Genomic DNA, 20,412 nt, shown 5'->3' on the forward strand with positions numbered 1-20,412 from the left:
TGCTAAAAGAAATCCATTGAAATTCAATTACTTGAACAGGTTTTGTTTAATCAAATTTTTATTGGCCAAAATAAAAGGAAGGCAAAGTTACGAAAAACTTTGGAAAGAAGGAAACTTCTCACAATAATATTGCCAGAGTTATTCACAAACAATTTTTAAGATTATAAACTATTGATTGTAAATATCTTAAAAATACAAACTTTATAACAAAATCTGGTTATCAACAAGTTGGCCGGTACAGCTAAATTTCAGTGTCGCGGCGCTTCAGTGCGCTATTTTTTTGAACTGGAAATGCAGCGAATGATAAACCCCGTCCGTACCGGCACGGGCGGGCATTAAGAACTAAGATGCTCATTAAACCGTTTCCTTAACGAGCTTAATATCTTAATGGTTTAAAAAAATTTCGTTGTGTGGCCTTCAGTCTGTCTCATAATAAAGTATTACCTTCCTTTACAGATAACCCTCTTTTGTTAACCACCCTAAACCTCGCACCATGAAAAAGACACTGATCAAAGAGTACCTCCAATTTACAAAAAAGGAGCAGTTGGGCCTATTGGCATTGCTGACGATCATCCTTGTTTTCACGATCCTCCCCTTTATCAATCCCAGGTCAAAAACGATCGAAAAAGATCCGTTAGTTGAAAATGCTGTTGCAGAACTAAAGAATAAAACATCAAAGAACAATGATAACACAGGTAATTCTTACACCCGGGATGACCGTTACAATCGCTCTTTTTCCATTGCCGCGTCCAAAGGAAGGCTGTTTAATTTTGACCCGAATACCATTGACGAAGCTGGCTGGAAAGAATTGGGGTTAAGAGAACGCACCATTCGTACCATACTAAATTATCGCAGTAAAGGCGGGCGCTTTCGTAAACCCGATGATCTTCAGAAAATTTATGGGCTGCATACCGATGAATTTGAGCGGCTGAGGCCTTACATAGTTATCCGTGGTCAGCAGTTCAGTAGTCAGTCGCGACCGTTCCAAAAGCCGGATGCGCCCTCCTATCTGCCGCGTAAGGCTATCACTCCGATTGACATCAATACCGCTGATACCTCCGCCTATATTGCGTTGCCGGGCATCGGTAGCAAACTGGCCGCAAGGATTGTTAATTTCCGGAACAAACTGGGCGGCTTTTACAGCATTGAACAGGTGGGCGAAACCTATGGGGTGCCTCCTGAAACTTTTGAAAGTATAAAACCCTATTTGCAGACCGGTGCCGGGGATATAAAAAAACTGGATATCAATGCGGCTACTTATGCGGAACTAAACGCCCATCCCTACATCAGCGGTAAGCTGGCGTATCTGATCGTTAAACAGCGCAAAACAACGCCCCTTGCATCTGCCGAAGCATTGAAAGAGCTGGTTGCCCAAACCAATGATTCGTTCGAAAAAGTGGCTCCGTATATCAGCTTTTAATTCTATGTCGTTTACTCAAGCTTTCTCACTTAAAGGACGAAGTGTTTACAATTGTGATTGATTACCTGCAGAGAAGATAAAGTGAATGGTAAGTAGTGAATGGTGAATGGATTGTTCACGTTTAAAAAGACTGGGATTTTTTCGATTTAACCCCCATTCAATTTAAAATCTGTGCAGATCTGTGCTTTCTGTGAGAAAAAATCAGGATCAGCAAAATCAGCGGGCTAATAATCCACAAAAAGACCACATCGTTTTTTACTGATTTCCTTTTATAAACAGAATCCTGTATTTTGCGCGCCCCCTTTTTAAGGGTTGCTTATAATGACGAAAGAGAATATTGGCACACTGATACAACTCTCCCCTGCCCTGCAAATGCTCCGGCTGCGGAATGCAGGCTGGGTATTGCCTTTTTTATTTGAAGCCTTTAAAGAAAGCCGGAAAATGGTGCTCCGCGAAGACGAATTGATCACAAAACTTTCGGAAACGCTGAGTCTGATTGCAGACGGCACGGAGGACCTGGAAGAAGCCCGCATCGAATTTGGAGAAGATGAGGAAAGCCGCAGCCGCAAATACCTGGTTAACTGGGTACAAAAACGGATCCTTCAGGACTTCCCCGATACGGAAGGACATACCAACTACCAACTGAGCGCTTACACCGAAAAAGTATTTCAATGGATGCAAAACCTCCAGGCCGGTCAGCACCATGTAGGTACGGAAAGCCGGTTTAAAATGCTGTTTAGTTCGCTGCGCGATATGGTGGAAAATACCGAAGATGATCGTGAAAAGAAATTACAGCAGCTTAAAGACCGCAAAGCCGAACTGGATAAAGAAATTAAAGCGCTGGAAATGGGCGTGGCGCCACAGCGCTACAACAATGCCCAGGTACAGGAACGGCTCGACTTATTTATCAAACTCTGTTATGAGCTGATCGGTGATTTTCGGGAGGTGGAAGACAATTTTAAACAGATCCACCGCAATATTGTAGAACAGCACACAAAGGCGGAACAAAACAAAGGCGCCATCCTGGGCTTTGCCTTTGAATCCTATGATGCCCTGCGGGGCAGCAACCAGGGGAAAAGTTTTTATGCGTTCTGGGATTTCCTCATCTCACGCAGCGGGCAGGAAAACTGGCGCCAGCTTACCGAGCAATTATTACAACTTTTACAAGACCGCGAACTGGAAGCCGACACTGATTTCCTGCGCAATATCAAATCCTTTTTGCTGGAACAGGGAAAAGCCGTGTACGAAGCCAATGATAAGATGGCGGAAAAGCTCAGTCGCATTATCAGTGAAAAAGAAATCGCCCGGCATCGCAGGCTGCGGCAACAGATCAGCAATATCAAAGAATTGATCTTTGACCTCATGGAGGACGAAACAGTTACCGCCGGCATCCCGGTAACGGACCCCGTTGAGATAAAAATTGCAATGGACCGCAAGCTGGTGCTGGAGCAAAAGACAATCGCGGGCACGCTGAAACAACCAATTGCAGGCATTGAAAAAATTGAGGATGTGGACCGCTTCAACCGGCTACTCAACACCAGCTTTATTGACAAAAAGATACTGTGGAGGAAAGTAGAAGAAGTATTGCAAAAAAAACAAACCGCTACGCTGAAGGAAATTATCGAGACCACCTCTCTGGACAATGGCCTGGCAGAGGTGATCAGCTATTACAGCTTCCTTCGCGAAAAAGCGAAACACGTGCAGGTGCTGGCTGATACCACAGAACTGATTCCTATTGACAAAGCAGCCACCAAATTCGTGGAAGTGCCTTACTTGTTATTCAGTAAATAAAGAAAAAATGTCAGAAAAAATATATGCTTTCACCCCGGTGTTTGTGAAGCTTTTAAAAGGTCCTGTGGAGTATCTTGAAAAAAGCAACTGGGAAAAGCTGTTACAATATAAAACAGAATTAACCGCCTTTTTGCAGCAATTAGGGTTAGCACTGGTACTGGATGAGCAGGACGGTTATGCCTATATTAAACACAATACTGCGGAAGAAGATACCACCAGTGTAAGTTGGGTGCAGCGCCGGTCTTTAACCTACGATGAAAGTGTGCTCCTGGTATTGCTGCGCGATATGATGGCAGAATTTGAAGTGGGTGAAGCCACACACCGCGAGCTGGTAAAAAAGCGCCGGGAAATAAAAGAATATGCCGAACTGTTCTTTCGTGAAAATGCCAGCCGGGTAAAAATGCTGAAAGATATCGACCGGCTGATCGACCGTGCCGAAGAAAACGGGTTCCTGGAACAGGCCGAAAATCATGACGTGGCCGATGAACAAAAATTCCGCATCCGGAAAATCATCAAGGCAAGAGTGGACAGTGAAATTTTAGAGGATTTTAAAAACCAACTAACAGCACATGCAGCTAAGCGTATTCAGCACGGATAATGAAAAAAGCGGATTCCGGTTACAATACATGGAAGTATTTAACTGGGGAACTTTCGACGATAAAATTCATACCATTCACCCTGACGGGGAAACCAGTTTATTAACCGGCGCTAACGGAAGTGGCAAAACCACTTTTGTGGATGCGCTGCTGACCCTCATCGTTCCCGAAAAAAGATACCGCTTTTACAACCAAAGCAGTGGCAGCGAAAAAAAAGGCGACCGCACAGAAGAGACCTATGTCCTGGGCGGATACGGTACCATCAATAGTGAAACCGGTGTAACCCGGAGCCTGTACCTGCGCGAAAAGAAAGAAGAAGCTTATAGCATCCTCCTCGTGAACTTCACGAACGAAGACCTGCAGGAAGTAACCCTTTTCCAGGTAAGGTATTTCAACAATGGTGAGTTAAAACGCCAATTTGGTGTGGCGCGTAAGAGCCTGCACATCGAATCCGATTTTAAACCCTTTGATCTGGGCAATGCCTGGAAAAAGCGCATTGACAAACAGTACAACCAGGGCAGTCGTAAACAAGTAGACTGGTTTGATTCAGCCAGCAAATATGCACAGCGCCTGGTAGAAGTACTGGGCATGCAAAGCTTACAGGCCTTAACACTATTTAACCAAACCGTGGGCATTAAAGTGCTCGGCAATCTGGATGATTTTATCCGCACCCATATGCTGGAGCCCCGGGATATGGAAACAAAATTCCAGGAACTGAAAAAACACCTGGGAACCCTGCTGGATGCGCAACGGAATATTGAAAAGGCAGAAGAACAGATCCGGTTGCTGCAACCGATCCAGGAACATTATGCCGCATTTGAAAATCTTAAAACCGAACAGGAACAACTCCGCCAATCCATTCATACAGCAACCATTTGGAAAAGTTTTACACAGGCCGCACTGCTGCAAAACGCGCTGGAGCAGGATAACGCAGCTATTAAAGAAACAGAAAAACAGGTGGCATTCGTAAAACTGGAAATTGACCGGTTACATGAATCCGAACGTGTAACCCGCAATCAGATCGATCAAAACAAAGCCGGCCAACGCCTTAAACAATTAGAGCAGGAGCTGCAAAACTTGCACGCGCGTAAAAAAACGACCGAAAGCAATTTGGTGCTTTTTACAAACTGGTGCGCCACTTTACATTTTGAAGAAAAAACAGCACCGGATGAAGAGGCTTACAAACGCATTTTAAAAGAAATAAGTCGCGCCGGAATGCGGCTAAGCCGGGAACAGCGGCTCAACGAAGATGATGAATTTGATGCAAAGACACAGCTACAAAAATCGAACGAAGAAAAAACAAAAATTGAAACAGAGCTAAATATATTATTGCACAGCAAAAGCAATATTCCCGCGCACCTCATTCGGTTACGTCAGGACCTCTGCCAGGCGCTAAAGCTGGACGCAGACGATTTGCCCTTTGCAGGCGAATTAGTGCAGGTTAAAGCCGGAGAACAAATGTGGCAGCCGGCATTGGAAAAGCTGCTGCATTCATTTTCCCTGCGCCTGTTGGTGCCGGATAAATACTACAAAAAAGTTACCCGCTATATTAACCAAACCTCTTTGGGTACGCGGCTTGTTTACTACCATGTAAAAGAGAGCATGGCTGTTTTGGCCGAAGACCAAACTGTTTTTTATAAATTAGATTTCCACCCGGATCATCCATTGTCAAACTGGTTGCAGCAGCAGATCATTCAGCAGTTTGCACACGTTTGCCTGGAAGATGAAAAAACAATTGAACGCTATCAAAAAGCAATTACCCTAAATGGGTTGATCAAAAACAGGGACCGCCATGAAAAAGATGACCGGCCCGGCGGCAGCGATGCGAGCCGCTACGTAATGGGCTGGAATAACGAGCACAAAAAAGAAGCGCTAATTACACGTAGACATGCGCTGACAACCATTATAAACCAATCTGCTGAAATCATTGAGCGCGCCCAAAAAAAAGCAGATCGTTTACAAAAACAATTCAACGCGTTAAGCCGCCTGCAGGAACATGAAGGCTTTGAAACCATTGATGTGGAGCAGCTTCAACGGCAAATACACCAAACCGAAAGCCAGGTTAAACAATTGAGTGAAAGTAACGACCAGCTAAAAGAACTTACACGGCAGTTGGAACAGTTGCTGCAGGAAAAAACTGCAATGGATGTTAAACGGGAAAAGCTAACCATTGAAAAAACCACGCTGCAAAATCAGGTAGATGCCATGTTGCAGCGCCAGGCGGCGCTTGAGCCTCTTTTAGAACTTATTACACCTAATGATAAAGACCAGTTACTTCAGTTTCAGCAACAGCATCATGCAACATTGAGCGCTGTAACCCTGCATAACATTGAAGGTGTTTATTTCAATTTTAAAGAACAACTGGAGGCAGCAGCGACTGCCGCCCAAACACGGCTTTTCAAAGAAGAAAATAAGCTAAACAAAGCCATCACCCAGATCAGGAACCCCGCCCCCGCTATATTACAACGGTTTCCGGGCTGGAATGGGGATGTGCAGCATTTACCGGAAGACGCGGCGTATGCCGGTGAGTTTTTGGAATGGTTAAAAAAATTAGAAATAGAAAATCTTCCCAAATACCGGAAAGATTTTGAAAACTTCATCAATGATACCATTACCTACAAAATTGGCGGATTAAATGAAGAAATGGAAAAATGGGAACGGGAGATCAATAACAGCGTTGATAAGCTGAACCAGTCGCTGGGCCACATCAATTTCAACCGGCTGCCCGACACTTATATTCAGTTGGGCAAACGAAAAGTACAGGACAGCAATGTACATGCTTTTCGCAATGCGTTGTTAGAAGCTTTACCCCAGGCGGCCAACTGGCAGCAAAGCAGCTTTGAAGAAAAGGCCATTCATTTTCGCGAAAAAGTGCAGCCCCTGATCGACAACCTGGACGAAAGCGAAACCTATCGCGCCCGCGTAATGGATGTGCGTAATTGGTTCGAGTTCTGGGCCGATGAAAAATACCGCAATACCAATGAGCTCAAAAAGACCTACCGGCAGATGGGACAGCTTTCCGGGGGAGAAAAGGCGCAACTTACCTACACTATCTTGTGCAGCGCTATTGCTTACCAGTTTGGCATCACCCGGGAGGGGAAGAACAGCCGCAGCCTGCGTTTCATTGCTGTGGATGAAAGCTTCAGCAACCAGGACGAGGATAAAGCTACTTACCTGATGGAGCTTTGCAAACAGTTACATTTGCAGTTGCTGGTAGTAACACCTAGCGATAAAATACAAATTGTACAGGATTACATCGCCCATGTGCACCTGGCACAGCGGGTAAACAACCGGCATAGTATCATGTACAATATGACCATTAAAGAATTGCAGCAACAAATGAAAAAAGAATGATACCCGCATTTGCAAAACAGTTGAACGGCCACTACCGTTCTTATTTAAAGAACCTCGTTGCGGTAGCTCCATTTTCCCCGATTGTATTAAGAGGGGAAAAAATGAAACCCCAAACAACTGTTGAGCTGCACCAGGCGATCAGCGCCTTTCAGCAATTTGAGAAAAAGCCAGGCGTCCCGGGCTGGGAAATAGAATGGGAATCCTGGTTCAGCAGGAAACTGGGCGCCCAGCAATGGCCATCCCGCATATTGATCAATAGCGAAGAAGATTATCTGTTCCTTCTGAAGAAAGAAACCGAAGTTGCTGCTTTTAAAACCCAATTACAACGGCTGCTGCATTGGCAACCCGCCATTCAACAGCTATTGCTCTCGCATCCCGAAATGGTGTTACAGTTTTCTCTGGTATGGGAACAATTGATGGCAACAACAGATTATTTGTTAAACCATGAGGTGCGCGGACTGTACCTCCGCAGCATTGCAGTTCCGGCCCACACGAAATTTATCGGAGAAAATAAGAGCACGATCATCCGGCTGCTCAACTGTATCGCTCCCGATCGTTTTCCGGCCGGTGATGCTATCGAAGCAACGCTGCAATTAAAAACAAAGCCTGCTCTGTACCTGATGCGCTGGCTCGACCCTGATCTGGCAAGCCAATACACACCCAATATGGAATTTTTCGCCATTCCCATTGATGTTCTTTCAAAAAACAATTGGAATGTAGCGGAAATATGGCTGGTGGAGAATGAAACCAATCTTTACCTGCTGCCCCGTCGCAAAGAGGCGCTTGCCGTTTTCAGCCGGGGATACGCGATGGAAGGGTTAAAAGAAATTCCGCTTTTTCGCCAAACGAGATTATTTTATTGGGGCGATCTGGATGAGGATGGCTTTATAATGCTGAATCGTATGCGCTGGCACTATCCCAAACTGAAAAGTGTATTCATGGGCGAGAGCACCCTGATCAATCATGCCGCTGAATTTGACCGGCAGCCGGCAAATTACAAGACCGCTGCTAATAGCCTGGACCTTTTAACACCTACAGAAAAAGCGGCCTTTAATATTCTTAAGCACCACAATGGCCGCCTGGAACAGGAAAGAATCCGGCAGGATTATATTTGGAAGAAATTGAGCAGATCTGAACTTGGATGATAATATTCCTGTGTCAATGTTATAAAACCGAAGAAGAGAAGATTATATCGCACTCCATACAACGGGTAGCCACTACGTGGCACGTTCAACCACCGCGTTCACTTTCTAAAAATGGGTAATGCCCACGGCATTCACGGGCGAAATTGCCAATCTCCCCCCGGTGAGCAATGTCTTTAAATCAGGGCGTTGTCCGCTCCATTTGGAGCAACGTGTTTATAGCACTGTTAAAAATGAGGGTTTGGCTCCATAGGAGCCCCGTATCTACGCGGCGTCCTAACGGAGCCGGTTTCTCAGGTCGCACCATTCTACAAACACATGGCTCCTTTGGAGCCAAATCGCTGCCGCATTGAGGCAATACCAACTAAACTCAAAAGAAGATGCCAGTGTTCTTTTAATGCCTAATTAGTATAAAATCTAAAAGGTCAGCCCCCTTTTCCAATCTTGTTCCAGAGGAACGAACCCTTTGTAGCCGCATAGCGGCGCATTTGATCCGGTGTGCCGTAGGTACACCCCTTTATGCAGGCATAAGAATAATTTTGCCGGCACTTCACAAAAAGATTTCCACAATAAAAAAAGCAATCCTTTCGGATTGCCTTTTTATTTTCTTATTAAAGTAAGAATTAAGCTACCTCAACTTCAGCGCCTGCTTCTTTCAGTTTAGCAGCGATGTCTTCAGCTTCAGCTTTAGATACACCTTCTTTAACTGGTTTCGGAGCACCGTCAACTAATTCTTTAGCTTCTTTCAGACCTAAGCCAGTTAAGTCTTTAACGATCTTAACAACGTTCAGTTTAGAAGCACCTGCACTTTTCAGGATTACATCAAATGCAGTTTTTTCTTCAGCTGCGGCTGCACCACCGTCGCCACCACCAGCTACTACTACTGCTGCTGCAGCAGGCTCAATACCATATTCAGATTTTAAGAAATCTGCTAATTCCTGTACTTCTTTTACAGTTAAACCTACCAGGTTTTCTGCTAATGCTTTAATATCTGCCATTTTGTTTGAATTTTTACCGTCTTCATTTCCTCCTGATCATTATCGGGATCGGATCCGACGGCGGTTTTAAAAAAATTGTTTTAAAATATATGTTTGTTACAATATATACCAATTACTCTGCTGCGGGTGTTGCATCAGCGGCAGGAGCATCTGCTGCAGGTGCTGCTGCTTCGGGAGCTGCAGGCGCTGCTTCAGCAACGGCGTCTGCGGCTTCGGGCCGGTTTTGCAACGCACCGATAACGCGCTGAATGGGTGACAACAACAGTCCGATAACATCGCCAATCAATTCGTTCTTGGTCTTGATCTTAACCAGACTTGCCAATTGATTATCGCCAACGTATACATCACCGTTAATGAACGCCAGCTTTAATTCGGGCTTTTCTGCTTTTGCTTCGCTTCTGAAAGAGCTCAGGATCACAGCGGGTTCTTTGGGGTTCTCAGAGAACATCAAAGCGGTTACCTTGTGCAGGGAATCATAAACGCCTGAATATTTTTCAGCGTCCAAAGATTCCAGCGCTTTTTTGATCAATGTATTTTTCGCAACTTTCATTTCAACATTCTTGTTGAAACAAGCGCGACGCAGCTTACCTACCTGATCTACACTTAAAGATTCAGTATCGGTAATGTAAAAATTTTCATATTGAGAGAATTTGCTCTTCAGCAATTCGATCACTTCTGTTTTTTGTTCTTTAGTCATTTTATTTAAAGTTTGACTGTTCTAAAATGTGGATTCCGGCAACTTATTGCACAAAAGATTTTGTGTCCAAAGGAATACCAGGGCTCATAGTGCTGGCCAGGCTGATTCCTTTTAAATAAGTTCCTTTCGCCGTGGTCGGTTTCGCCTTGATCAGCGCGTTCAGCAGCTCCTGGCCGTTTTCAGCGATCTTATCAGCGCTGAAGCTTACGCGACCAATAGAAGCGTGCACGATACCCGCTTTATCAACCTTAAAGGCAATTTTACCACCTTTTACTTCGTTAACTGCAGCAGCCACGTCATTGGTAACAGTACCTGTTTTAGGGTTCGGCATCAGGTTACGGGGACCTAAGATTTTACCCAGTTTACCAATTTTAGGCATCACAGCGGGTGTAGCAATAACTACATCCACATCTGTCCAGCCACCTTCAATTTTTTGAACAAACTCATCCAAGCCAACAAAATCAGCGCCTGCACCAATTGCATCCGCTTCTTTATCGGGTGTACAAAGTACCAGTACTTTTTTTACTTTACCGGTTCCGTGCGGCAACGTTACGGTGCCACGGATCGCCTGATCAGCTTTTTTAGGGTCAACGCCCAAACGAACGTGCAGATCAACAGAAGCGTCGAACTTTGCAACATTTATATCTTTTACCAATGCAGAAGCTTCTTTCAGCGAATAGGTCTTGTTCGCGTCCAGCTTTGCATTTGCAACTTTTCTTTTTTTACTAATGAATGCCATTTTAAATTCTTTTTAGTTCTTTGCCTTCCCCTTCAGGGGAATCAAAAGGGGTGAGTTAATTTTCCCATGGGGCTTTACCTTCAACATTCAGTCCCATGCTGCGTGCAGTACCAGCTACCATTTTCATAGCAGACTCAACGGTAAAGCAGTTCAGGTCAGGCATTTTGTCTTTTGCAATAGCCTCAACCTGTTCCCAGCTTACCTTGCCCACTTTAGCACGATTGCTTTCTTTAGAACCTTTTTGAATTTTAGCGGCTTCCATCAGTTGAATGGATGCGGGAGGAGTTTTGATTACAAATTCAAAACTTTTGTCGCTATAAACTGTGATTAACACGGGAAGTACTTTTCCCATTTTGTCCTGGGTACGGGCGTTAAACTGTTTGCAGAATTCCATGATGTTTACACCTTTGGAACCTAACGCCGGCCCAACCGGAGGTGCGGGGTTGGCCTGGCCACCCTTTACCTGTAGCTTTACAAAGCCAGAGATTTCTTTTGCCATTTTATTCGATTTATTGGTTCAAACGTGACGCATCGGGCGCCACTCCCAAATTCCTCCATCCCGCCAAGGGCGAGACTATAAAAGAACTAATTGGGGTTGCAAAGGTAGGTGAAAGAATGGAAAACTTAGAATTTAGAATTCAAAATTTACAATGATGTTGTAAATAATTAATAATGAATGTATTAGGAAAGTCCCGTAAGGGCGAAAAATTTTTCGCCCTTACGTATTCCTTATTTTATATTCCCGTCCTGCAAATGCACCAATTTTCTATAAATCCCCGATTCGATCTGTAGCAATTGGTCATGCGTGCCTCTTTCGGCAATTTCGCCTTTATTCAAAACGATTATTTCATCAGCATGCCTTACCGTGCTCAGTCGGTGGGCAATCACCAGGGAGGTCCGGTTTTGCATCATATTATTGATAGCATCCTGCACTAATCGCTCGCTTTCGGTATCCAGGGAAGAGGTTGCTTCATCCAGAATAAGGATCGGCGGGTTTTTTAAAACCGCCCGGGCAATAGTTAGCCGCTGTTTTTCGCCGCCGCTCAATTTAGCGCCGCGGTCGCCAATATTGGTATCCAGTTGTTGCGGTTTATTTTCAATAAAACGCCAGGCATTGGCTATTTTGGCGGCATTTTCAATTTCATACAACGGGGCATCCGGATCAGCCAGCGTAATATTATTGCCAATGGTATCGTTAAACAGGATCGGCTCCTGGCTTACGATACCTATCTGTTTTCTTATCGATTCTATACTGTAGTCTCTAATATTAACACCATCAAAGAGGATCTCCCCGGAAGTTACCTCATGAAAACGCGGCACCAGGTCGGCCAGAGTGCTTTTTCCCGCCCCGCTGCTGCCCACCAGCGCTATGGTTTTCCCCTTGGGGATAAACAGGTTGATGTTTTTAAGGATGGGCGTCTCATTATAGGCAAATGATACATTCCTGAATTCAATACCTTCATTGAAGATTGCCAGTTTTTGAGTACCGCGGTCTTCAATTTTTTCCGGAACAGACAGCAGCGCCTCGATCCGTTCAATAGCAGCAGCGCCCTCCTGCACTTTGAAGAAAGAGGCCGCTAACGATTTAGCCGGGTTGATCATCATGGCGAATATGGCGATAAACGAAATAAGATCGCCAGGACCTAAGGTATTTCCGTTGAGAATAAGATTCGCCCCAAAATAAATGATCACACATAATACGATCACCCCCAGCAATTCTGTTAAGGGCGAAGCCAGGTCCCTGCGGGCTGCCATCTTTTTGTTGATGCCCAGCAGGGTATTGTTCAGATTGACAAACCGGTTGTTTAAAATTTTTTCAGCAGTAAATGCCTTAATAATGCGAATACCGGTTAAGGTTTCATCTAATATAGATAATGTATCGCCCACCCGGAGTGATGCAGCATTGCTTTGCTTTTTAAGGGTTCTGCTGATGCGCCCGATAATAAAGGCTGTCGCTGGCAACAGGATCAGCAAAAACGCTGAAAGGCCGGGGCTGATGGCGATCATTGCCACCAGGTAGCAGATCACCATCACGGGATCTTTTATCAACCCTTCAAGGGTATTGACCACAGAACTTTCGACAAGACCCGCATCATTGGTCATCCGGCTCATGATATCCCCTTTTTTCTGATCGGAAAAATAGCCCACCGGCAAACTGAGCACTTTGGCGTACAGATCATTTTTTAAATGAATAATGATGGAACTCCTCACCGGCACTGAAATAAGCGAGGAAACATACAACAACAGGTTCTTTAGAAAAATAGAAAAGATCACCAGCGCACAACAAAGGAATACGGCGTGCATTTGATGCCCTTCATTGACTTGTTCTGCTAATATTGCACCGATATAGCGCCCTCCCGGAATTTTGTTTAATATACTTTGACCGCCAATACCCTCTACTTTAAAAATAAGCGACATTAGCGGCGCCAGCATCCCCAAAGAAACCACCGAAAGTAAAGAAGCGATGATCGTAATGGAAATATACAGGATGATCTTTCCTTTATAATAGCCGATATACTTAAAGAGCCGTCTGAATTTTTTTAGTTTCATTAATATAATTAAAAGCGAACAAAGGTACTTTTAAAAAATGGGGCGTCGATGTAATTCTGACTATATTACTTAATGGCACCCAAACAGTCCTTGATCACATTAAGATAAGCATATCCATTCACCGCATCCGGTTCTACATAGTTTCCTTCTGCCCATTCATTCCATGATTTAATAACCAGGAACTGTTCACTACTTTGTTTTTCTTTTAAGAAGTCAATCGCCTTCAATAACTGTAATCGAAAGAGTTCAGGTGTCGTGTTTGTAATAACCACTCCATTTTTACCACTTCGGGGAGTATTATCCCAATTGGGTAGCACCATTGGAAAAACAGTTCCTTTATTATTTTCAAACAATATTCTGTCAACTATCTCCCGCTGGTCAATGCGAACAACTTTTTGGTACTGTTTCCCAAAAAGGCTTGAAGACATTGTACGTAACACTTTATAGAAAAGCCTTTTTCTTTCTTTTCGGATAAGGTCGTATTTAACTTTGTTGTATGCAAAAGAAATTCTCCCATCAAAGCCTGTTGCTATACTATCCCAACCATCGGGATTAATATTTGAGGCAACAATATACAAACCTTTCAACCCTCTCTTCAACGCTTCATTGCGTAAGCTCGTAAGGTAGGCCTTCGGATCAGGCAATCCCACACCATCATAGATAATAAAAAGCGGACAATCATTTACCCTTATATAACGCGGATCTTCAAATAATTTTATCAGGTAATCAAAATGCTGTTGTATATCGCCTTCCGGATATTCCTGTTTAATCAAGACCTTGTCTGGGCTCCCGTGCCAAATGCCGCTCCAACTTTCATTTGCCCAGCATACACAGAAAGGGAAGTCTGGCTTTTTAGATTCTATTACTTCAGTCAAAGGTCGTTGCAGCAATTGGCGTCCATTACCAAACCAATAATGATAATAAATAAATCCATGCACCCCATACTCTCTGGCCATTTTTGCCTGAGCTTCTCTTACCTCCGGAATTCTTAAGTCATAATAACCCAAATCTGCCGGCACTACAGGTTGTTGATGCCCTTTGAACAAGGGTTTCGCTTTGCCAACATTGGTCCACTCCGTAAATCCCTTACCCCACCACTCATCATTTTCTGGAATAGGATGAAACTGCGGCAGGTAAAAAGCGAGACACTTAATATCTGTACTTACCTCATTCATAACCTTTTATATCAGTAAATTTCCGCGAAAGAATCTTTAAAAAATGTTGCCGGCTGTGATTTTTCTGAAAAAACCGAGCGCCGTCTTCCTTCATCTCATCATAATAGACACTGTCTGACAATAATTTATTTATCGCATTCCCAAACGCTGTTCCCGAATTTGCCACCACACAACCATTCCCCGTCTTATTCAGCAACCCATCCACACCCTTTGGTGTGCAAACCACAGGCAGTCCGTAAGACAAAGCTTCTATTACTTTTATTTTTACCCCCGTACCCGTTAACATAGGGCAGATAGCCACGCGTGCCTGTAAATAATAGGGGGTTAAATCATCCGCGTAGGGAATCTTTTCAATAGCCGGATGATCCTGAACATGTTTATGAATGCCCCCTATTACGCATATACGAAGTGATGGATCCAACCTGGGATATACTTCTTTAAAGAACCATTCGGCAGCCTTTATATTATGCCGGTTATCGCTTGCCACATATAAAAGGTCGTATTTTTTATCGGGTTGATCTTCCACCGTATGATCTGTAGTGGCATACGGAATATGCACTACTTCTTTTTCTGTAAATTGTCTGAACAGATATTGCTCCTCAACAGATATAGTCCATATTTCATCGAAAAAGTTCACCCTTTTCATTTCATCTGCAAAAGCATGACCTATATTGAAATGTTTCCAGACCGTTTCCTGGGCTGTCATAAAATCATGCGTATCGATAATTAATTTTGCATTACCCGTATAACGATTATCCCTGATAAAATTGGCCCAATGCACATAACTGATCACGATATAATCATAGGTGTTTTTCTTAAGGATTTTGTTAAACGTCTCTTGATTGTAAACAGTTACGAAATTCCCCAGGGAGCGCTTCGGCGAAAGATCACGTACCAGCCTTTGTGCCCGGTAGCGTAGCCAACTGTCCAGCTCCCCTGGCCCTTTTGGTTTCCGGCTTAAGCTAAAAACAGACCGCACCAGCCCTGTATTCTTTATTTGCCTTACTTCTTCTGTGCTCATCGGCGCGCCCCAGGTATCTGTACTATGCGCATAATCAACTGTAAGTCCGCAAGCCCGGAAGCCCTCCAGCAATGCCCAGGCTCTTGTAATAGCACCGGCATTATTTTTAGCGATATTAAACGGAATAAAATAAAGAAGTTTTTTACTATTCGTCGTATCCAAAACAATCTTTTAAAAAATGGTATAACTATTTCAGGCCTCCAGGTACCCGTTGGGCCGGTAACTATATTTATAATTTACGGTTTCCCGGTAAATGCTTTCATTCTGATCCAGGTTACCGCGGGAATTAAAGGTGTGGAAGATATGATAGGTAACGGCGGCCAGCTTTAACTTTTTCATCTTTACGCCAAGGTTCATCAGGCGCTCGCCCAACTCCGAATCTTCCCGGCCCCAGCCCTTGAAGCCGCTGTAGTAACCGTTTACCTTTACGTAATCTTTTTTCCAGAATGCCAGGTTACATCCCTTTACTTTATGCGAATGACAGGGGTTTACCTTAAAGCACCACGAAAAAATAGGAACGCGCAACGAATTGAACCGGTTCCGCAAGCCCCGCATAAAAGAATGCAAACTTTCGATGTTCCTTGTCTGAAGCAGCTCCAGGCTACGCCATTTGGAGATCAGCGCCCGGCTTCCCTGTACAAAAAAACCGCTCCGGGCGCCTTTGATATGATCGGCAATAAATTCCCGGTGCATTACGATATCGCCGTCAATCTCTATAATATAATCTGCCCTGATTTCCTTTATCGCTTTGTTCATGATCAGGCTTTTCCTAAAGCCCCTGTCATCATGCGATATGTGCTTTATCGCAATACCATACTTTTCCTGAAACGCTGTTATACACTGTGCCGTATACGGATCATCTCCGTCTTCTGCAATAATAATTTCGTCGGGCTTCCGGCTTTGATATAATACACTTTTTAATACCAGTTGTAATGCCTCGGGCCACTTGTAAGTAGCAATTAATAATGCTACGGTAAAGGGTGATTTTGTCGTCATTGTTTTCCAACGTGTTTTTGAATGGAGAAAGCGCGGTATTGAATAGTTTCAACTCCTTAACAATAACGCAAAGAATAGCTAAACGCAACAATTTTGACTACAAAAACCGAATGAAGTTGCGCTTTTTATCATTTTTTTTACAAAATCTTTGCAAAAAACTGGCTTTACCCGCAAACATTCCTCCCCGGAAGACTTACTACATTTATAAAAACTATCATTAAATTTGCCGTTTATTTTGATTTATGCAGCTACAGGAATTAGACAAGTTGGAATCCATCAGTCCGGAAGATTTTAAAAAGAAGTATTATCAGCAATGCAAACCGGTTGTAATAAAAGACCTTGCCCGGCAATGGCCGGCGTTTACCAAATGGAACTGGGACTATTTTATTAATATAGTGGGTGAAAAGGAAGTAGGCGTTTACAACAATGTAAAAAGCGACTCGTACACACCCATAAATACCGCGGATGCCTACATGAAATTTGGCGAATACCTGGAGCGGGTAAAAAAAGGGCCGGTGGACCTTCGCATCTTTTTGTTTAATATCTTTCAGCATGCTCCCCAGATCGTGGGCGACTTTTCCTGGCCGGATGCCTATATGACAGGGTTTGTTAAAAAATTCCCGATGTTATTTGTAGGGGGCGAAGGCGCCATCACCCATATGCACTTCGATATTGATATGAGCCATATCCTGCACACCCAGTTTATCGGCAAAAAAAGGGTATTACTCTTCCCTTTCGAAGAACAACATAAACTGTATAGAAAACCCTGGGAAGTATTAAGCTTAGCTAATTATGCGCATTACCACGAAAAATTCGATTACGACAATTTCCCCGCAGTTAAAAATGCACAGGGCTATGAAGTAATCCTGGAACACGGCGATACTTTATTTATGCCCGCAGGCTATTGGCATCATATGGAATATATTGATGCAGGTTTTGCCATGAGTTTAAGGGCCCTTCAAAGCAGCCTTTCCGGCAAGTTAAAAGGCGCCTGGAACCTCTTTGGCATGCGTAATATTGATACCCTTATGAAGAAAACGGCGCCAAAATGGTGGTACGACCGTAAAATAAAACAACTGCATGCGGCAGCGGAACAAACATTATAATAATTTGAAAATTTGAGAATGTGCAAATGTGGAAATGGCTTTTTACCCGGTAACAACCGGTTCCATTTTCAAATCTTCAAATTCCCAAATTATAGAATTACTTTTATAGGGATCATTTCATAATAAAAGTTTTTTGTCATGAAAATAGCCCTGGCTGCTCCCCCATTTCCCCAATCTATTGACGACGGTTTATTTTGGCTTGGTCAACTTGTAAAAGAAGCTGCTAGCCAGCAAGCTGAAATCGTTTGTTTCCCTGAATCATTTATTCCCGGCTATCCGGGTATGGGATATCCTGAAAAAGATCGTAGTGCAGACAAATTGCAAGACGCATTGGATAAGGCTTGTGTTATTGCTGCAAAAAATACCATTTGCATCATCCTGCCAATGGACTGGCCATGCCAATCCGGCTTTTTGAATGTGGCGTTCGTTATTTCGGCTGAGGGCATTGTATTGGGCTACCAGGCAAAAAATCAATTGGATCCTTCCGAAGATACTTTTTGGACACCCGGCACCCAAAGAACTATTTTTGAAGTAAAGGGTGTAAAGTTTGGCATTACAATCTGTCATGAAGGATTCCGCTATCCTGAATCGGTCCGTTGGGCTGCCCGCAACGGAGCTGCAATTGTTTTTCATCCCCATTTTAATGGCAGCAATACCCACGGTATTTCGCTTACCGAATGGGGTCATAAAAACAATCCTTATTATGAAAAAGCCGCTATATTAAGAGCGATGGAGAATACCATCTATTTTGCCAGTTGTAATTATGCCTCCTTGTATCCGGAATCTGCCAGCAGCCTCATTGACCCAACAGGCAATTGTACAATACATGCCGAATATGGTAACCCGGGGGTAATAACGGCAAACATTGATCCGGCTTTGGCAACCGGCCTTTTGGCAAAAAGGTTCAAACCTGAAAATTATTCTCTTTAATTTGAAAACAGCTTCCTGCTAAGAAACGGGTTGATTTTCACATTTACACATTCTCACATTTACTCATTTTCAAATCTTCAAATCTTCAAATTCTCAAATTGAGCAATTACCCCTTTTACATTTCTTATTGATTATTTTTCATTCCATATCCTCCAGCTCTCTTCCGCCTGCCCCACCAGCATATCATATCCATTTTTAACAAGGGCGCCTCTTTGCTGCCCTTCGTTTAAGAATGCGGTCAGCGGCGGGTTATAGACCAGGTCATACAGGTAATGCCTGGGAGTGAGCAAATCATAAGGGATAGCGGGCTTACCTTCTGTTTTGGGGAAACTGCCCAACGGCGTTGAGTTGATAATGAGTGTGTACGTATTCATTACTTCGGGTGTAAGGTCGTTGTACGTCAGCACTCCTTCTTTTGGCGACCGGGATACATATTTGTAAGTAATACCCAATTTATTTAATACATATTTTACGGCCCTGGCAGCGCCGCCGGTTCCCAGGATCAACGCATGCGTATGATGTGCTTGTAATTGTTGCAACAAGGTGGTTTCAAAGGCCGCTGCATCGGTATTATAGCCTTTTAACCGGCCCGCTGTTATTTTTATGCAGTTGCAGGCGCCTATAGCCGCAGCTTCACTATCCACTTCATCCAAAAAGCGAAGCACTTCCTGCTTATAGGGAATGGTAACATTAAACCCCTGCAGCTCCGGATAGGCGGATAAAATATCCGCCAGGTGTCCGATGGCAGGAATTTCAAACAGTTCGTATCGGCAATCAGCAATGCCTTCTCTTTCAAATTTATCTGTAAAGAATTTTTTTGAAAAAGACTGGCTTAAGGGAAATCCGATTAAACCATACAGTTGCATCAGAACGCTGTTTTATTGTCGAGGTATAACTCGAACGTATCTCCTCTCAGCCCGATGCGCATAGCTTCCAGGGCAATTACTTCGTTTGGCGGTATATTGCCCAAATTGGCATTACAGCCCACCAGTTCCAGAAAATACAGTTGTTGTGCTTTTTGCGGCGCCTCCCAAATAATCTTTTCAGAAGGGATCTGCGTTAAGATCTCCTGCACCAGCCCCTCGCGCACTTCCCCTGTTCCGCGGTAGATCCCCACATTCCCCGCCTCGCGCGCTTCCGCTATTACATAAGAAGAACCGGCTTCCAGCTCTGCTTTCATCAGCTCAATCCATTTATAGGGGGGAATAATATGCGTGGCGTCTTTACTGCCCACCTCGCTTAAAACCGTTCCATGTTGGGTCAGTTTTTCAATATAACCGCATTTCTCCGCGTGCGGAACCGTAATGGAACCATCGCTTACTTCCATATAGCTGATCCCGAAGTGCTTACAGATAGCGATATAGTCATCAACCTGGTTGCGCACCAAATAAGCCTCAAACAAGGTTCCTCCAAAATAAACCGGAATATCATAAGACCGGTACACTGCAATTTTTTCTTCCAGGTTGGGGGTCACTACGGCCGTACCAAATCCCAGTTTTACTATGTCAACATGAGGGTAAGAAACACTCATAAAGCTTTTGGCTTCATCAACACTTAACCCCTTATCCATTACCATTGTAATGCCATTGGTACGCGGGCGCACGAGCCGTTCCGGCATTTGTGTTAGATTAAACTTCATCTGGTATCACATTATAAATGGGCACAAAAGTAATTATTTTACACTAGTTTAGCTCACCGGGATGGAATATATGTATGGAAAACCCGGCAAACAGGCTCTGTTAATTGATAAATCCTACTTAATTTATTACCCATATTTGTGTATCTAGGACCTCATTTACTTATTTTTGGTTCCTGATTATTTTATAAACATTATATCATTCACTATATGAAGCGTTCGGTTCGCATCTTCTGGCGATGTTTTTTTATTTTGTTCGGC

17 protein-coding genes are annotated in these 20,412 nt (G+C 43.7%); 7 read left to right on the top strand and 10 right to left on the bottom strand.

Annotated elements, in window-relative coordinates:
• Positions 1-493 precede the first annotated feature (493 nt).
• The 5 genes from NIASO_RS10320 (at position 494) to NIASO_RS10340 (ending at position 8,306) form a co-directional block, all read left to right on the top strand.
• Positions 494-1,420, top strand: coding sequence for a helix-hairpin-helix domain-containing protein (locus NIASO_RS10320; protein ID WP_008585573.1), 927 nt, complete (start codon positions 494-496; stop codon positions 1,418-1,420).
• A gap of 321 nt (positions 1,421-1,741) precedes the next feature.
• Positions 1,742-3,211: a DUF3375 domain-containing protein gene (locus NIASO_RS10325; RefSeq protein WP_008585574.1), complete on the top strand. Its 1,470-nt coding sequence runs from the start codon at positions 1,742-1,744 to the stop codon at positions 3,209-3,211.
• 7 nt (positions 3,212-3,218) lie between these two features.
• On the top strand, positions 3,219-3,809 hold the full coding sequence (locus tag NIASO_RS10330) for a DUF4194 domain-containing protein (RefSeq protein WP_008585575.1): 591 nt from the start codon (positions 3,219-3,221) through the stop codon (positions 3,807-3,809).
• Entirely contained in the window at positions 3,781-7,161 is a 3,381-nt protein-coding gene (locus tag NIASO_RS10335) for an ATP-binding protein (RefSeq protein WP_008585576.1), read from the top strand. The genes NIASO_RS10330 and NIASO_RS10335 overlap by 29 nt, the downstream gene beginning before the upstream one ends.
• The gene (locus tag NIASO_RS10340) at positions 7,158-8,306 is read left to right on the top strand and encodes a Wadjet anti-phage system protein JetD domain-containing protein (RefSeq protein WP_008585577.1); all 1,149 of its coding nucleotides are present in this window, start codon (positions 7,158-7,160) and stop codon (positions 8,304-8,306) included. Before NIASO_RS10335 ends, NIASO_RS10340 begins: the two co-directional genes overlap by 4 nt.
• A gap of 620 nt (positions 8,307-8,926) precedes the next feature.
• On the opposite strand, the gene rplL is transcribed toward NIASO_RS10340, so the two are convergent.
• The 8 genes from rplL to NIASO_RS10380 all read right to left on the bottom strand — a co-directional run bounded on the left by rplL (position 8,927) and on the right by NIASO_RS10380 (position 16,479).
• Positions 8,927-9,301 (bottom strand): 50S ribosomal protein L7/L12, encoded by a 375-nt coding sequence (rplL, locus tag NIASO_RS10345; RefSeq protein ID WP_008585578.1) that lies wholly within the window; start codon positions 9,299-9,301, stop codon positions 8,927-8,929.
• A gap of 112 nt (positions 9,302-9,413) precedes the next feature.
• Positions 9,414-9,998, bottom strand: a complete 585-nt coding sequence (gene rplJ / locus NIASO_RS10350) for a 50S ribosomal protein L10 (protein ID WP_008585579.1) — start codon at positions 9,996-9,998, stop codon at positions 9,414-9,416.
• Positions 9,999-10,041: 43 nt separating this feature from the next.
• On the bottom strand, positions 10,042-10,737 hold the full coding sequence (gene rplA / locus NIASO_RS10355) for a 50S ribosomal protein L1 (RefSeq protein WP_008585580.1): 696 nt from the start codon (positions 10,735-10,737) through the stop codon (positions 10,042-10,044).
• Between the two features lie 55 nt (positions 10,738-10,792).
• Positions 10,793-11,236, bottom strand: coding sequence for a 50S ribosomal protein L11 (gene rplK, locus NIASO_RS10360; RefSeq protein ID WP_008585581.1), 444 nt, complete (start codon positions 11,234-11,236; stop codon positions 10,793-10,795).
• A gap of 230 nt (positions 11,237-11,466) precedes the next feature.
• Positions 11,467-13,287 carry an ABC transporter ATP-binding protein gene (locus NIASO_RS10365; RefSeq protein WP_008585583.1) on the bottom strand — a complete coding sequence of 607 codons (1,821 nt, stop codon included), beginning with the start codon at positions 13,285-13,287 and terminating at the stop codon, positions 11,467-11,469.
• Between the two features lie 65 nt (positions 13,288-13,352).
• On the bottom strand, positions 13,353-14,462 hold the full coding sequence (locus tag NIASO_RS10370) for a glycoside hydrolase family 99-like domain-containing protein (protein ID WP_008585586.1): 1,110 nt from the start codon (positions 14,460-14,462) through the stop codon (positions 13,353-13,355).
• Positions 14,455-15,645 (bottom strand): glycosyltransferase, encoded by a 1,191-nt coding sequence (locus tag NIASO_RS10375; protein WP_008585588.1) that lies wholly within the window; start codon positions 15,643-15,645, stop codon positions 14,455-14,457. The genes NIASO_RS10370 and NIASO_RS10375 overlap by 8 nt, the downstream gene beginning before the upstream one ends.
• A 30-nt stretch (positions 15,646-15,675) precedes the next feature.
• Positions 15,676-16,479 carry a glycosyltransferase family 2 protein gene (locus NIASO_RS10380; RefSeq protein WP_008585589.1) on the bottom strand — a complete coding sequence of 268 codons (804 nt, stop codon included), beginning with the start codon at positions 16,477-16,479 and terminating at the stop codon, positions 15,676-15,678.
• 242 nt (positions 16,480-16,721) lie between these two features.
• Between NIASO_RS10380 and NIASO_RS10385 the strand changes: the two genes are divergently transcribed.
• Positions 16,722-17,585 (top strand): cupin-like domain-containing protein, encoded by an 864-nt coding sequence (locus NIASO_RS10385; RefSeq protein ID WP_008585591.1) that lies wholly within the window; start codon positions 16,722-16,724, stop codon positions 17,583-17,585.
• A gap of 138 nt (positions 17,586-17,723) precedes the next feature.
• A complete protein-coding gene (locus NIASO_RS10390; RefSeq protein ID WP_008585593.1) occupies positions 17,724-18,515 on the top strand; it encodes a carbon-nitrogen hydrolase family protein in 792 nt (263 codons plus the stop codon).
• Positions 18,516-18,646: 131 nt separating this feature from the next.
• Here NIASO_RS10390 and NIASO_RS10395 read toward each other — a convergent pair whose 3' ends face one another.
• Together NIASO_RS10395 and NIASO_RS10400 are read right to left on the bottom strand one after the other, a co-directional pair.
• Positions 18,647-19,381, bottom strand: a complete 735-nt coding sequence (locus tag NIASO_RS10395) for a shikimate dehydrogenase family protein (RefSeq protein ID WP_008585594.1) — start codon at positions 19,379-19,381, stop codon at positions 18,647-18,649.
• Positions 19,381-20,154, bottom strand: coding sequence for a phosphosulfolactate synthase (locus NIASO_RS10400; RefSeq protein ID WP_008585595.1), 774 nt, complete (start codon positions 20,152-20,154; stop codon positions 19,381-19,383). Before NIASO_RS10400 ends, NIASO_RS10395 begins: the two co-directional genes overlap by 1 nt.
• Positions 20,155-20,412: the final 258 nt, after the last annotated feature.

Source organism: Niabella soli DSM 19437 (assembly GCF_000243115.2).
GTDB classification, from domain to species: Bacteria; Bacteroidota; Bacteroidia; order Chitinophagales; family Chitinophagaceae; genus Niabella; species Niabella soli.